General features: G+C 67.1%; 14 protein-coding genes and 1 pseudogene. 8 read left to right on the forward strand and 7 right to left on the reverse strand.

Translation table 11 applies throughout. The features are described 5' to 3' along the window. Window positions 1–13: 13 nt before the first annotated feature. Together K6T84_RS16410 and K6T84_RS16415 are read right to left on the reverse strand one after the other, a co-directional pair. A complete protein-coding gene (locus tag K6T84_RS16410; protein ID WP_225401917.1) occupies window positions 14–1,432 on the reverse strand; it encodes a PE-PPE domain-containing protein in 1,419 nt (472 codons plus the stop codon). A 147-nt stretch (window positions 1,433–1,579) separates the two neighbouring features. Continuing rightward, the gene (locus tag K6T84_RS16415) at window positions 1,580–3,067 is read right to left on the reverse strand and encodes a PE-PPE domain-containing protein (protein ID WP_225401918.1); all 1,488 of its coding nucleotides are present in this window, start codon (window positions 3,065–3,067) and stop codon (window positions 1,580–1,582) included. A gap of 152 nt (window positions 3,068–3,219) precedes the next feature. Between K6T84_RS16415 and satS the strand changes: the two genes are divergently transcribed. Together satS and K6T84_RS16425 are read left to right on the forward strand one after the other, a co-directional pair. Then, complete coding sequence (satS, locus tag K6T84_RS16420) at window positions 3,220–4,473, forward strand: protein export chaperone SatS (RefSeq protein WP_225401919.1); 1,254 nt, start codon at window positions 3,220–3,222, stop codon at window positions 4,471–4,473. 143 nt (window positions 4,474–4,616) lie between these two features. Then, window positions 4,617–5,195: an LGFP repeat-containing protein gene (locus K6T84_RS16425; protein ID WP_224862139.1), complete on the forward strand. Its 579-nt coding sequence runs from the start codon at window positions 4,617–4,619 to the stop codon at window positions 5,193–5,195. Between the two features lie 155 nt (window positions 5,196–5,350). On the opposite strand, the gene K6T84_RS16430 is transcribed toward K6T84_RS16425, so the two are convergent. The 3 genes from K6T84_RS16430 to K6T84_RS16440 are packed head-to-tail and all read right to left on the reverse strand — an operon-like array spanning window position 5,351 to window position 8,114. Beyond that, window positions 5,351–6,445: an adenosine deaminase gene (locus K6T84_RS16430; protein WP_224862141.1), complete on the reverse strand. Its 1,095-nt coding sequence runs from the start codon at window positions 6,443–6,445 to the stop codon at window positions 5,351–5,353. Further along, a complete protein-coding gene (locus K6T84_RS16435) occupies window positions 6,442–7,716 on the reverse strand; it encodes a thymidine phosphorylase (protein ID WP_224862143.1) in 1,275 nt (424 codons plus the stop codon). The genes K6T84_RS16430 and K6T84_RS16435 overlap by 4 nt, the downstream gene beginning before the upstream one ends. Further along, the gene (locus K6T84_RS16440; protein WP_224862144.1) at window positions 7,713–8,114 is read right to left on the reverse strand and encodes a cytidine deaminase; all 402 of its coding nucleotides are present in this window, start codon (window positions 8,112–8,114) and stop codon (window positions 7,713–7,715) included. The genes K6T84_RS16435 and K6T84_RS16440 overlap by 4 nt, the downstream gene beginning before the upstream one ends. Window positions 8,115–8,352: 238 nt before the next feature. Between K6T84_RS16440 and sdhC the strand changes: the two genes are divergently transcribed. From sdhC to K6T84_RS16470, 6 genes and pseudogenes are all read left to right on the forward strand, one after another. Further along, on the forward strand, window positions 8,353–8,790 hold the full coding sequence (sdhC, locus tag K6T84_RS16445; RefSeq protein ID WP_224865928.1) for a succinate dehydrogenase, cytochrome b556 subunit: 438 nt from the start codon (window positions 8,353–8,355) through the stop codon (window positions 8,788–8,790). Next, window positions 8,787–9,254 carry a succinate dehydrogenase hydrophobic membrane anchor subunit gene (locus K6T84_RS16450; RefSeq protein ID WP_224862146.1) on the forward strand — a complete coding sequence of 156 codons (468 nt, stop codon included), beginning with the start codon at window positions 8,787–8,789 and terminating at the stop codon, window positions 9,252–9,254. The genes sdhC and K6T84_RS16450 overlap by 4 nt, the downstream gene beginning before the upstream one ends. A gap of 33 nt (window positions 9,255–9,287) precedes the next feature. After that, entirely contained in the window at window positions 9,288–11,042 is a 1,755-nt protein-coding gene (gene sdhA / locus K6T84_RS16455; RefSeq protein WP_224862148.1) for a succinate dehydrogenase flavoprotein subunit, read from the forward strand. Further along, entirely contained in the window at window positions 11,042–11,899 is an 858-nt protein-coding gene (locus K6T84_RS16460) for a succinate dehydrogenase iron-sulfur subunit (RefSeq protein ID WP_224862150.1), read from the forward strand. Before sdhA ends, K6T84_RS16460 begins: the two co-directional genes overlap by 1 nt. Window positions 11,900–12,008: 109 nt before the next feature. Continuing rightward, window positions 12,009–12,800: a phosphatidylethanolamine N-methyltransferase family domain-containing protein gene (locus tag K6T84_RS16465; protein WP_224862152.1), complete on the forward strand. Its 792-nt coding sequence runs from the start codon at window positions 12,009–12,011 to the stop codon at window positions 12,798–12,800. 121 nt (window positions 12,801–12,921) lie between these two features. After that, a pseudogene (locus K6T84_RS16470) lies at window positions 12,922–13,548 on the forward strand (carboxymuconolactone decarboxylase family protein); the annotation flags it as partial. On the opposite strand, the gene K6T84_RS16475 reads toward K6T84_RS16470, so the two are convergent. Together K6T84_RS16475 and sigJ are read right to left on the reverse strand one after the other, a co-directional pair. Then, the gene (locus K6T84_RS16475) at window positions 13,529–13,699 is read right to left on the reverse strand and encodes a hypothetical protein (RefSeq protein ID WP_225401920.1); all 171 of its coding nucleotides are present in this window, start codon (window positions 13,697–13,699) and stop codon (window positions 13,529–13,531) included. The pseudogene K6T84_RS16470 and the gene K6T84_RS16475 overlap by 20 nt on opposite strands. A 1-nt stretch (window position 13,700) precedes the next feature. Then, complete coding sequence (sigJ, locus tag K6T84_RS16480) at window positions 13,701–14,609, reverse strand: sigma-70 family RNA polymerase sigma factor (RefSeq protein WP_224862156.1); 909 nt, start codon at window positions 14,607–14,609, stop codon at window positions 13,701–13,703. Between the last annotated feature and the right edge of the window lie 51 nt (window positions 14,610–14,660).

A 14,660-nucleotide genomic window follows, 5' to 3' on the forward strand; every position in this document is an offset into this window, starting at 1 on the left:
GCGACCCTACGGGTTATGTGTCGAGATAGTTGAAGAGACTGAAGCCCAGTCCGGCCAGGTCCAGCAGCGGCTCGGCGGAGATCAGCGGTGCACCGTTGAAGATGGCGTCCGGCCCCAGCACGTCGAGCAGGTTCCACTGGGTGGCCAGGTCCTGCCATGCGGTGAGCAGCGAGTGGTCCAGGTCGATGGTCAGGTGGTAGCCGGTCAGCATCGCGTCGATGATCGACTGCGACAGCGGCGCCTGACCGGCGAAGTCCAGCAGGTGGTTGACGGTGTTGGTCAGGCTCTGCACGCCGGCGTACTGCAGTCCGGCCAGCATCTGCAGCGGGTCCATCCGCAGCAGGAATCCGGCGGCGCCGGTGTCCTCCGAGAGGTGTCCGCTGGCGGTGACCGCCCATGGGCCGGCCGCACCGATCGGGTCGACACCGCCCACGGTGAACCCGGCATCGGGGGCGCCGGGGTTGCCGTAGGACCAGTCGATAGTCGTCTTCAGGATGGGCGCCAGCGCGTCGCCGACCAACTTGCCGACGTCCCCGAGCCCGTAGAGCGGCCCCAGGATCGGCAACTGGTCGGTGGGCAGCATGTAGAAGTCGTTCGCCCCGATCGAGCCGAGGTCGATGGCGTTGCCGAGGTTGTCGTTGAAGTAGGCGCCGTGCACCGCCAGAATCCCCATCAGCGCGTTGAGCACGGCCACGATGTTGGTGGGGTCCTGCGGGAAGTTCGACCAGCCGTCGTATTCGTTGCTGTAGATGCTGGCGTGGAAGTCGGTCGGGGCCGCGCCGATGCCCAACGGAATGCCGAGGAACGGGATGTGTTGCATGTTGCCGTCCAAGCCGTTGGCGAAGTCCAGCCGGCTCAGGATGCCGCCGATCGGGCTGTTGGGGTCACCGATCAGCACAAAGTTCACATTGTCCGGGTTGTAGGCGCCGCCCGGCACATCGGCGAGCAGCTTCTGCATCGCCAGCGTGGCGATCACCGCACTCTGCGAGTAGCCGAACACCGTGACGTCATCGCCGGCCTCCAACTGCGGGCGAATCGCGGCGTCGAGGCCGGCAGCGCCCTGCGCCAGCGAGTCCGCGAAGTTCAGCTGCGGGACCGGCAGCGGCTGGCAGACGATCGGGCAGAACTGCTCGGGGGTGACCAAGCCCTCGAACCCATAGCCGGGGAACATCGACTGCCCGGCAAACCACGGGGTGGTCGGCTGCAGGTAGAAGGCCCGCACCACATCCATGTAGTTGCCGATGGTCGGGTCGGCCTGGCCGGTGCCGGACATGATCCAGCCCTCGTCGGCCAGCAGCGCGATCTCTGCGACCAGGTTGTCAAGCCGGGCCGCCCATGCCGGGGACAACAGCGCTGCCGGGCCCAGCACGGCGGCGCCCAGGACGGCGGCTAACGGTGCAGTACCGAGTCGACGCAGCCGCTTCACCGTCATGCCAGACCTCCGCACCTTTGACGAACTGTGTTCCAACTAATAGCAAAGCGCTTGTCTATCAGCCGGATTTAAGGGTTCACCTTGAATGAGAGCACGGACGTTGTCAAATGGAACACGCGCGCGGCGGTCCGGCGGGCCTGGCGAGTTCTAGGCGCCGAAGACATTGAAGATGTCGAAACCCGCCCCGACCAGCGCCAACAGGCCGTCGCCGGGAATGCCCACCCCGCTCAGCACGGCGTCGGGACCCAGCACATCGGACAGATCCAGGGAACTGGCCAGGCCGCTCCACGCGTCCAGCAGGGACTTGTCGATCGAGTTGATCAGGTCGTAGCCGGTGATGGTCTGCAGGAAGTCGGTGATACCGGCGATCGTGCTGATGTCGCCGGCCGAGAGGACACCCCCGCTGGCGGCGGCCGCGACATCGGCCCACGGACCGACTAGGCTTTGGATCAGCGCGTTCTCGACTCCAGCGAACATCTGCAGCGGGTCCATCTTGGGGAACAGACCGGTGACGCTTGAGCCGTCGTAGAGCTCGCCGGTGGGGGTCATGGCCCACGGTCCCCCGGCCACCCCGAACGCCTGTTGGTAGGGGCTGCCGCTGATGAAGTCGCCGGCCGGGATCTTGTAGAGGCCGTTGACCTCCGGATCCCCGGCGTTGCCATAGCCCCAGCCGATGGCCAGCCGGGCCCACGGTGAGAAGAAGTCGCCAAAGAATTGCCCGGGAATACCGCCGTTGTACATGAACTGCAGAATCGGGAGATTCTGCGGAATCATGTAGAAGTTGGCATCGCCGATGGAGCCGATATTGATAGCGCTGGCCATCTGTTCGGCGCTGTAATCCGGGTAATACGGGTGCACAGTGAGGATGCCGATCAGAGCGTTGATCACGGCCAGGATGTTGGTCGGATCCTGTGGGAAATTGGCCCAGCCGTCATATTCGCCGGTGTAGATGTCGGTCGAGATATGTGCGGTGGGAGTGGGATCCAGGCTCAGCGGGATGTTCACGAACGGGACGTGCTGATCACCCGGGAACTGGAAGCGATCCAGGATGCCCCCGATCGGGTTGTTCGGGTCACCGATCAGGACCACGTGCAGGTTGCCCAGCTGATCCATGGTCGGGTTGCCGGCGGTGCCGGCGCCTGCGATCAAGTTGTTCATCTCGATGGAGGCGATCGACGCGCTCTGCGAATAGCCGAACACGGTGACGTTGTCGCCGGCCAGCAGCTGCGGCACGATCGACTGGTCCAGTGCGGCGACACCGGCGTCCAGCGATTGGCTGAAGTTGAGCGGCGGCGCCCCCGGGATGCACACGAACGGGCAGAACTGCTCCGGGGTGACCAGGCCGGTGAAGTCATAGTCGGGAAACGTCGGCTGGCCGGGGAAATGCGGTGGCGACGGCTGCAGGAAGTTCGCCAGAATCTGGCTGATGTAGGGCCCGACGGTGGGATCGGGCACGCCGGTGCCGCTCATGATCCAGCCCTCGTCGGCGAGCAACCGCAGCCGGGCACTGAGCTGCTCGGCGCCGGAAGCGGCCAACGTCCACAGCGGCCCCAGTGTCGAGGCCCCACCCACCACCGACACGCACAGCGCTGTCAGTGCTGCGGCGCTGAGCGCGCGCATCTTTCCTGCCGTCATGACGACCTCCCCGACCGCGAATCTGTGTTCTGGATCACATCCGCTGGTGCGACCCTAACGGTTAGATGAATAGCGCGCCAAGATTCGACACGGAGCATTAAGGAATCTCCCCGGTTCAAGCACCCCGGCGCTGTCTCGTTATCCTGTGCCGCATGGCAGCTGACCTCGTACCGATCCGCGTCGCGGTGACCGCTGGTGACCGCTACACCCTGTGGGCGCCGGCCTGGCGCGACTCCGGTGACGAGTGGGAGGCCTTCCTCGGCAAGGACGAGGACCTCTACGGTTTCGCCTCCGCCGCCGACCTGGCGGCATTCGTGCGGACCAACACCGACAACGACCTGGCCGACCACCCGGGTTGGCAGGCGCTCACCGAGGCCAACGCCCACCGGCTCAACCCGCGCGGCAGCCGCCGGTACGACCTGATCGCGGTGGAGGAGCTGCTCAGCGACAAGCCGTCCGAGAAGTCGGTCCGCACCGTGGCCGACGCGATGGAGATCGTGTCGGCGATCGGGTCGGTGTGCGACCTGACCGCGGTGACGAAGTTCTTCAACGGCAACCCCAGCCTGGGCACCCTGGCCGGCGGGATCGACAACTTCAGCGGTCGCGCCGGCCGCAAACGCTGGAACGCGATCGCCGAGATCATCAACCACAGCTGGGGCAACGTACTGACCGCTGTCGAAGAGATCCTGACCACCCCCGACGTCGACGCCGCGGCGTCCGCACAGGCGGCCGAGGAACTGGCCGCCGAAGCCCCGGCCGAGCCGGAGACCTCGGTCGCTGAAGAGCCGCTGGACGAGCAGGCCGATGCCGCCCCGGCGAGCGATACGGCACCCGGAGACCGGGTGGTGCTCGGCGGCGACGAGGACTTCTGGACGAAGGTGGGTATCGACCCGATCCGGATCATGACCGAGAACGGGACGTTCTTCTCGCTCCGCTGCTACCTGGGCGACAAGCCGGTGTTCCTCGGTCGCAACGGCCGGATCAGCGTGTTCGCCTCCGAGCGTGCCCTGGCCCGTTACCTGGCCGATGAGCACGATCACGACCTGGCGGATCTGAGCACCTACGACGACATCCGGACCGCCGCCACCGACGGCTCGCTGTCGATCGACATCACCGACGACAACGTCTACGTGCTGTCCGGAATGGCCGACGACCTGACCGACGGGCCAGACGCCGTGGACCGCGAGCAGCTCGAGCTGGCCGTCGAGTTCCTTGAGGACGTGGGGGCCTACGCCGAGGACGGCATAGTCACCGAGACCCTCAAACCGGACCGCCCGCTGGGCCGGCTGGTGAGCTACGTCCTGGACCCGGACTCGGTGGACGAGCCGCAGCGCCCGTTTGCGCCCGCCATCAAGGAGTGGGAGCAACTCGAACAGTTCATGCAGTCACGCCTGCGACGCGAATAAGAATTTCTTATCTATCATTTCCTGCAATTGCAGGTGGCAATTGCAGGAATTTCATTGCCGGGCCGTCGCGACCCGGATAGCATTTGGCCCGTTAACGTCTGGGCCGTGTGGTTTGTGGCCCTTCCCGCCTGAAAGGACTACATATGCGCAAGGCAACGCAACGAGCCGCAGCCGTATCCGCCGCAGTCTTGGGGATCGCACTGGTCGGCACGGGTTGCAGCACCGCCACCAAGGAGAAGACCAGCGATGTGCTGAGTTCGGCCAGCTCGGCCGCATCCTCAGCCGGATCGGCGGCGAGTTCGGTGATCTCGTCAGCGGTCACGGCCCCTGGCGAGGAGAGCGGCGCGGCCAGCTCCACCGAGATGACCGGTGCCGACGGCAAGGAGTACACCGTCTCCGGCCCGATCCTGGCCAAGCTCGACTCTTTGGACGCAGCCGACAAGCAGAGCCTGGGTGAGCCCACCGGCGCCGAGCAGAAGAACCCCGACGGCGGCATCTACCAGCAGTTCGACGGCGGCGTGATCGTCCACACCACCCGGTCCTACGTGGTGTGGGGCAAGATCCGCGACAAGTGGAACGAGCTGGGCGGTTCGCAGGGCAAGCTCGGTTACCCGACCAGTGACGAGACCACTAACGCCGACGGTGCCAAGCAGAGCACCTTCGAGCACGGCGTCGTCACCTGGAAGACGGGCGACGCGGAGGCCACTGTCGCCGAGCACTGATCCTTGACGACGAAGGCCGGGCAGTCGCAAGCGCGATTGCCCGGCTTTCGCCGTTTTCGCCGAGCGCGCACAAATGTCCGGCACCACTTGGGGAAATACCGAACGTTTGTGCACGGTCGGCCTATTTGGGCGCCAGGCCTATGTGGGTGCCAGGCCTATGTGGGTGAGGCCAGCGCGGCGTATTGCGGCTTGATGACGTCCTCGATGATCGCCACCCGCTGATCGAACGGGATGAACGCCGACTTCATCGCATTGACGGTGAATCGCTGCATGTCGGTCCAGCCGTAGCCGAACGTCTCGGCGAGCACCAGCATCTCCTTGCTCATGGTGGTGTCGCTCATCAGCCGGTTGTCGGTGTTGACCGTCACCCGCAGCCGGGCGCGGGCCAGCAGGTCGAAGGGGTGCTCGGCGATGCTGTCGACCGCGCCGGTCTGCACGTTGGAACTCGGGCACAGCTCCAACGGGACCCGCTTGTCACGCAGGATCGCCGCCAGCCTCCCCAGCTGTGGAACCCCGTCGTCGTCAAGCACGATGTCGTCGGTGATCCGCACCCCGTGGCCGAGCCGGTCGGCGCCGCAGAACGCGATCGCCTCGTGAATGGATGGCAGCCCGAACGCCTCGCCGGCGTGAATGGTGAAGCGGGCGTTGTGGTCTCGCATGTACTCGAAGGCATCGAGGTGTCGGCTCGGCGGGTAGCCGGCTTCGGCTCCGGCGATATCGAAGCCGACCACGCCCTTGTCCCGGAATCGGATTGCCAGCTCGGCGATCTCCCGGCTCAGCGCGGCGTGGCGCATCGCGGTGACCAGACAGCGCACGGTGATCTCTCGGCCGGCGGCAGCGGCGTCACGCTCGCCGTCGGCGAAGCCGGCCAGTACCGCGTCGGTCACCTCGTCGAAGGACAGCCCGCCCTCGATGTGCAGTTCCGGCGCGAAGCGCACCTCGGCGTAGACCACGGCATCGGCGGCCAGGTCCTCGACACATTCCCGGGCCACCCGGTGCAGCGCGTCGGCGGTCTGCATCACCGCCACGGTGTGGCTGAACGGCTCCAGGTAGCGCTCCAATGATCCGCTGTGTGAGCGGGTGCGAAACCAGGTGGCCAGCTCGTCGGGGTCGGTTGCCGGCAGACCGTCATAACCGACCTGCCCGGCGATGTCGACGACGGTGGCAGGGCGCAGACCACCGTCGAGGTGGTCGTGCAGCAGCGCCTTGGGGGCCCGGCTGATCGAGGACAGGTTCAGCGGTGTGGTCATGGCCTCTTTCCCGGGTCGTCACGTTCGTCAAGCACCGCGTAGCCGCCGTCCAGCTCGGCGCAGGCCGATCCGAACCGATCCGGCGTGTCGCTGTACAGCGTGAACAGGGCCTGCCCGGCGCTGACCGGCTCACCCGGCCGCCGATGGATCCGCACCCCGGCCCCGGCCTGCACCGCTTCGCCGGGGCGGGTGCGGCCCGCTCCCAGCCGCCAGGCCGCCAATCCCACTGCCATCGCGTCGATGTCTCCCATTGTGCCGCTCCGCGGGGCCGTGACGGTCTCCGAACATGCCGCCACCGGCAGCGGAACGCTCAGGTCGCCGCCTTGGGCGGCGATCATCGCGGTGAACCGGTCCATCGCGGTGCCGTCGGCCAGGGTCGCGGCCGGATCGCGGTCGCCCCGGCCGGCCAGCTCGAGCATCTCGGTGGCCAGCGTCAGTGTCAGCGCCACCACGTCGGCGGGGCCACCACCGGCCAGCACCTCCAGGGCCTCGGCGACCTCCAGGGCGTTGCCGACGGTAGCCCCCAGCGGGGTGTTCATGTCGGTGAGCACGGCGCGGGTCGGCACGCCGTGCGCCGCACCGAGGGCGACCATCATGTCGGCCAGTTCCCGGGCCTGCTCGGGCGATTTCATGAACGCCCCGCTGCCGACCTTTACATCCAGGATGAGGGCACCAGCGCCTTCCGCCAGCTTTTTGCTCATCACCGAACTGGCGATCAGCGGCAGCGACTCCACAGTGGCGGTGATGTCGCGCAGCGCGTAGAGCTTGGCGTCGGCCGGCGCCAGGGCTCCGGCCGCGAAGATCGCCGCGCCCACGTCCACCAGCTGCTCGCGCAGACGCCGGGTCGTCACGGTGGCGTCGAAGCCGGCGATGGACTCCAGCTTGTCCAGGGTGCCCCCGGTATGGCCCAGGCCCCGTCCGGAGGCCTGCGGCACCGCCGCGCCGCAGGCCGCGACGACGGCCACCAACGGCAGGGTGATCTTGTCCCCCACGCCGCCGGTGGAGTGCTTGTCGACGGTGGGCAGCAGCTCACCGTGACGCCGCAGGTCGCGCCAGTCGAGCTGTTCCCCCGAGGCGATCATCGCCGCGGTCCAGCGGGCGGTCTCGCGGGCGTCCATACCGCGCAGGAAGATCGCCATCAGCAACGCCGACATCTGTTCGTCGGCGACCCGTCCGGCGGTGTAGGACTCGATCAACCAGTCGATCGCGGCGTCGGACAGTGCGCGGCCGTCGCGTTTGGCGGCGATCAGGGTGGGAGCGTCGAAAGTCACGGCAGCGAGTCGGGTCCGAAGGCATCCGGCAGCAGATCGCCGAGTGGCCTGGCACCGGCGGGGTGGTCGATCAGCAGGCCCGGCCCGCCGTGTTCGAGCAGCACCTGGCGGCAGCGGCCGCACGGCATCAGCAGTGTGCCGTCGGTGTCGGTGCACGACAGCGCCACGAGCTTGCGACTCTGACCGGCGCCGCTCGCGTGCAAAGCGCAGACCACCGCACATTCGGCACACAGGCCCAGGCCATATGAGACATTCTCCACATTGCAGCCGGTCACCACCGCGCCGTCGCCGGTGAGCGCGGCAGCCCCGACACGCAACCCCGAGTACGGCGCATAGGCCCGGGCGGCAACGCCGATAGCATTGTGCCGCAACATATTCCAGTCAATTTCTGCGACCACGTCAGCCGACTCCGTTTCGATCTGAGCGCACCGAATCACCTCATCAACCCGTCTGGCCGGCCGAAAATCAGCCTAGCCGCGGGCCGTTGCTACTCACCGGTAACTTCGATGATGTCGTTTCGACCCTGTGGATGGGTTTAGAGTCCAAGACGGGGTTAGCCAAACAGCAACGCCGTTGCGTAGCGACGCGGACGCTGGAAACCCCTGCAAAGCAGGTCAAAGCAGCTACATGGAGGCGCTGATGACGGCGACATCCGCCGATGCGACTGGGTCGCCGGGAACGCGGACAGACGCTCCGCGACGCCGGCGGCAAAGTCTTTATAAGGGCGACCCCGGCATGTGGGCGTTCGCACTGCACCGGATCACCGGTGCGACCATCTTCTTCTTCCTGTTCGTACACGTCCTCGACACGGCCCTGGTCCGGGTGAGCCCGCAGGCCTACACCGAGGTGATCGCGACCTACAAGACCCCGCTCGTGGGCCTGATGGAGCTGGGCCTGGTGGCCGCGGTGCTGTTTCACGGCCTCAACGGGGTCCGGCTGATCCTGATCGACTTCTGGTGGCAGGGCTGCCGCTGGCAGCGCCAGATGCTGGTAGCGGTCGGCGTGATCTGGCTGGTGGTGATGGTCCCGGTGGTGGTCCGGATCGGAATGCACATGGCGGAGCGATTCTTATGAGCACACCTGACCTGCAACTCGGACGTGGCGGAGTAGCGCCGGTGCGCGGCCTCGACCGCGACCGCCCGGCCAGCCTGGGCAACCCGCGTGCGCCGTTCCGGCACAAGGGAATGGCCAACTTCGAGAAGTACACCTGGCTGTTCATGCGGTTCTCCGGCGCGGTGCTGATCTTCCTGGTGCTCGGGCACCTGTTCATCATGCTGATGTGGCAGGACGGGGTGTACCGGATCGACTTCAACTACGTGGCGGAACGCTGGCACTCGCCGTTCTGGCAGATTTGGGACCTGAGCCTGTTGTGGCTGGCCCAGCTGCACGGCGGCAACGGCATGCGCACGATCATCGGCGACTACACCCGCAGCGGCCGCAGCCGGTTCTGGCTGATGAGCCTGTTGGCGGTGTCGATGATCTTCACGCTGGGACTGGGCAGCTATGTGCTGCTGAGCTTCGACGCGAACATTTCTTGACGGCAGATTCGGTAGCGAACGGGTGATATCGCGGTGATTCAGGAACATCGATACGACGTGGTGATCGTCGGGGCCGGCGGCGCCGGGATGCGCGCAGCCGTCGAGGCGGCGCCCCGGGCCCGCACAGCGGTGCTGACCAAGCTCTACCCCACCCGCAGCCACACCGGTGCGGCGCAGGGTGGCATGTGCGCGGCGCTGGCCAACGTCGAGGACGACAACTGGGAGTGGCACGCCTTCGACACCGTCAAGGGCGGCGACTATCTGGCCGACCAGGACGCGGTGGAGATCATGGCCAAGGAGGCCATCGACGCGGTACTGGACCTGGAGAACATGGGCATGCCGTTCTCCCGCACCCCCGAGGGCCGCATCGACCAGCGCCGGTTCGGCGGCCACACCCGCGACCACGGCAAGGCCCCGGTGCGCCGGTCCTGCTACGCCGCCGACCGCACCGGCCACATGATCCTGCAGACGCTGTACCAGAACTGCGTCAAGCACGATGTCGAGTTCTTCAACGAGTTCTACGTGCTGGACCTGGTGCTCACCGAGACTCCGTCGGGTCCGGTGGCCACCGGTGTGGTCGCCTATGAGCTCGCGACCGGCCAGATTCACGTCTTCCACGCCAAGGCCATCGTGCTGGCCACCGGCGGCTCGGGCCGGATGTACAAGACCACCTCCAACGCCCACACCCTGACCGGTGACGGTATGGGCGTCGTCTTCCGCAAGGGACTTCCCTTGGAGGACATGGAGTTCCACCAGTTCCACCCGACCGGTCTGGCCGGCCTGGGCATTCTGATCTCCGAAGCCGTGCGCGGTGAGGGCGGCCGGCTGCTCAACGCCGACGGCGAGCGGTTCATGGAGCGCTACGCCCCGACCATCGTCGACCTGGCGCCCCGCGACATCGTGGCTCGCTCGATGGTGCTCGAGGTGCTCGAGGGCCGCGGTGCCGGACCGAACAAGGACTACGTCTACATCGACGTGCGTCACCTCGGAGAGGACGTCCTCAACGAGAAGCTGCCCGACATCACCGAATTCGCCCGCACCTACCTGGGTGTGGACCCGGTCAAGGAGCTGGTGCCGGTCTACCCGACCTGTCACTACGCCATGGGCGGCATCCCGACCACGGTGACCGGTCAGGTGCTGCGCGACAACACCGCTACCGTGCCCGGGCTCTACGCCGCCGGCGAGTGCGCGTGCGTGTCGGTGCACGGCGCAAACCGGCTGGGCACCAACTCACTGCTGGACATCAACGTGTTCGGCCGTCGCGCCGGTATCGCCGCGGCCGAGTACGCCGCCGGCCACGACTTCGTCGAGCTGCCGGAGAACCCGGCCGACATGGTGGTCAACTGGGTCGCCGCCATCTTGTCCGAGCACGGCAACGAGCGGGTGGCCGACATCCGCGGTGCCCTGCAGCAGACGATGGACAACAACGCCGCGGTGTTCCGCACCGAGGACACCCTCAAGCAGGCGCTCAAGGACGTGCAGGCGCTCAAGGAGCGGTACTCGCGGATCACCGTGCACGACAAGGGCAAACGCTTCAACTCCGACCTGCTGGAGGCCATCGAGCTGGGCTTCCTGCTGGAGCTGGCCGAGGTCACCGTCGTCGGTGCGCTGAACCGCAAGGAGTCCCGCGGCGGGCACGCTCGCGAGGACTACCCCAACCGCGACGACGTCAACTACATGCGCCACACCATGGCATATAAGGAAGGCCCCGATCTGATCTCCGATATCCGGCTGGACTACAAGCCGGTGGTGCAGACCCGCTACGAGCCGAAGGAGCGGAAGTACTGATGGCTGACACCTGCTGCTCATCCGAAGGCGGCTGCTGCTCACCGGGTCCGTCCAGTGCAGCCCCGGTCGCATTCGTCGACGGCCCGCCAGCCGGTGACCCGCCGCTGCCCCCGGTGCCCGAGGGCGCGCACATGGTCACGCTCAAGATCGCCCGGTTCAACCCGGAGAACCCCGACCAGTACGCCGCCACCGACGGCTGGCAGAGCTTCCGGGTGCCGGCGCTGCCCACCGACCGGCTGCTGAACCTGCTGATCTACGTCAAGAGCTACCTGGACGGCACGCTGACCTTCCGCCGGTCCTGCGCGCACGGGGTGTGCGGCTCCGACGGAGTGCGGGTCAACGGCAACAACAAGCTGGCCTGCAAGATGCTGATGCGCGACATCCTGCCCAAGAAGCCGGGCAAGGAGCTGACGCTGACCATCGAGCCGATGCGTGGGCTTCCGGTGGAAAAAGACCTCGTGGTCAACATGGAACCATTCATGGACGCCTACAAGGCGATCAAGCCGTATCTGATCACCACCGGTAACCCGCCCACCCGGGAATGGATCCAGAGCCAGCACGACCGGCACCGCTACGACGACACCACCAAGTGCATCCTGTGCGGCATCTGCACCACCAGCTGCCCGGTGTACTGGAGCGAGGGGTCCTACTTCGGCCCGGCGGCGATCGTCAACGCCCACCGGTTCATCTTCGACTCCCGCGACGAGGGTGCCGCCGAGCGCCTGGACATCCTCAACGAGGTCGACGGGGTGTGGCGCTGCCGCACCACGTTCAACTGCACCGACGCCTGCCCGCGCGGTATCGAGATCACCAAGGCGATCCAGGAGGTCAAGCGGGCGCTGATGTTCGCCCGCTAGCCCCCCCTTTGGCGCGAGCGTGCAGAACGGTCCGCCCCCACCTGGGGAAATGCCGCGCCAAGGTGCACGCTCGCGGAGGGTTCGTTGACGGCGTGATAAGACACTGACCATGCATTGGTACACCGGCAACGCCGTCTACGACACCGTCCTGACCGTCGCGTTCGGCTTCGCCGCCTTCGTGATCGTCGGCGGCTTCTTCGGTCAGAGCTCCTATGGGCGGTTCTCGACGACGCAGCTCGGCTTGAATCTGAACCCGAAGTTCGGCTGGTGGCTGATGGAGATCCCGGCGACCGTCGTTTTTCTGGTCGCCTACCTGAGCGGGCCGGCCCGCTTCGAGCCGACGTCGCTGGTGCTGGCCGGGATCTGGGCGCTGCACTACGCCAACCGCGGCTGGTTCTTCCCGCTGGCGATCCGCCAGATGCCCGGCAAGCGCAGCACGTTCAACATCTCGGTGGTGGTGATGGGCATGCTCGTCACCTCCATGCACGGGTATTTGAACGGGGCGCTGTTCAGCCACGACTACTTCCACCAGTACGGCCGCGGCTGGTTGACCGATCCCCGCTTCCTGGTGGGCCTGGCGATCTACCTGTGCGGGTTCGCGCTGCTGGTCAACTCCGAGTCGATCGTGCGCAACCTGCGCGACAAGAACAACCCGAGCGGTGCCGAGTACCGGATTCCGTTCGGCGGCGGGTTCCGGTTCGTCACCAGCCCGGCGTATCTGGGCGAGATTATCGCCTGGACCGGCTTCGCCGTGCTGACCTGGGCGCTGCCCGGGGTGGCGATCCTGTTGATCACCGCCGGCAACCTGGTCCCCCGGGCGCTGGGCACCCACCGCTGGTACCGGGAGAAGTTCGCCGACTACCCCACCGACCGCAAGGCGCTGGTCCCCTTCCTGATCTGAGGCCCGGGCCCTCCCCTGCCCCCCTTGGCGCGACCGTGCACGGGTGTACGGCATTTCCCCAGGTGGGGGCGGACATTCTGCACGCTCGCGGGGAAGGCGGGCGGGGAACAACGGGCGGCTGTCACATTCCGGCGGGCTGCCCCGTCCAAGGGGTATGACTACCAAACCGCGCATCGAACCACTGCCCCCGAAACGCACCAACCTGCTGGTGCGCGCCATGTACCGCTACGCCAAGCGTCGCTTCGGTGAAGTTCCCGAGCCGTTCACCGTCGCCGCGCATCACCCCCGGCTACTGGTGGCCAACGCCGTGCACGAAGGCCTGCTGCAGAGCGGATCCCGCAAGCTGCCGACAAGCGTGCGAGAGCTGGCGGTGTTCTGGACCGCTCGCACCGTCGGCTGCTCGTGGTGCGTGGACTTCGGTTCCATGCTGACGCGGCTGGAGGGCCTGGACGTCGACCGGCTCAAGCAGATCGACGACTACGCCACCTCGCCGCGGTTCGACGACGACGAGCGGGCGGCCATCGCCTACGCCAATGCGATGACCACCGACCCGCACACCGTCACCGACGCCCAGGTCGCCGACCTGCGGGATCGCTTCGGTGATGTCGGGGTGATCGAGCTGACCTATCAGATCGCAGTGGAGAACATGCGGTCCCGGATGTACGTCGCACTGGGCGTCACCGAGCAGGGCTTCAACTCCGGGGACGCCTGCCGGGTGCCGTGGGCGGTCAGCGACCCGCAGGAGTGATCTCGACATAGGCGATCGAGATCCCCGCCACCGCACTGTTGCGGATCCTTTTGACCTTACCGGTGGGGGCGCCGATGTCGAAGACGGCACGGTCACGCATCTTGTCCATGGCGCGAAACATCAACGCGCCCAGTCGCTCCGCGATAGACATGTCATCCTCCGATCGACTCGCGCAGCGGCGTGCCGCGGAACTTGTCCGGATTGGCGATGTCCCAGATCGCCACCACCCGGCCGTCGCGGACCGTCACCGCGGTGACGCGCGGCAACAATTCGGCGAACCCCTCGACGGCGGGCGCCCCGGGCGTATAGGCGCCGAGTTCGCCGTTGACCAGCGCCAGCTGCTGAGCGCCTGACAGCGTCGGGCCGTAGCGTCGCGCCAGACCGAACAGGAACCGGGCCACGCTGTCCGCACCGCGGATGACCCGCGTGGCGGTCGGGGCCCGGCGGTTGGAGTCCCCGGTGAATGTCACGTCCGGGTGCAGCAGCGCCACCACCGCGTCCAGGTCACCGGCTGCCATGGCCGCCATCAGGGTGCCGACCACCTCGGCGTGCCCCGGATCCGGTTGCGGCGCAGGATCTGCCGCGACGGCCTTGCGGGCGCGCGACGCCAACTGGCGGGCTGCGGCCGCGGTGGTGCCCAGGGTGGCGGCCACGTCGTCGAACGGCACCGAGAACCCGTCGTGCAGCACGAACGCCACCCGCTGATCCGGGGTCAGCCGGTCGAGCACCACCATCGCGGCGAACCGGGCATCTTCACCGGCCACCACCGCCGACAGCGGATCGTCGTCGCCGAACCCGGTCACCACCGGCTCCGGAAGCCATTGCCCCACATAGGCTTCCCGTCGCCGCGGCGCCGAACGCAACCGGTCCAGGCCCAGCCGGCTGACCACCGTCGTCAACCAGGCCCGCAGATCGGTGATGTCGTCACGCCCGGCGGCGTCGTAGCGCAACCAGGCATCCTGCACGATGTCCTCGGCGTCGGCGAACATGCCGGTGAGCCGGTAGGCCACCGCCAGCAGATGGGGCCGCAGCGCCTCGAAATCCTCCACCGCTGCAGTCATTGGTAGTCAGGGGCGCAGTACTCGCAATGCGAGCCTGTTTCCCCATCCCCC

The sequence above is a fragment of the Mycobacterium zoologicum genome (assembly GCF_020181635.2).
In the GTDB taxonomy this organism is placed as follows: Bacteria; Actinomycetota; Actinomycetes; order Mycobacteriales; family Mycobacteriaceae; genus Mycobacterium; species Mycobacterium zoologicum.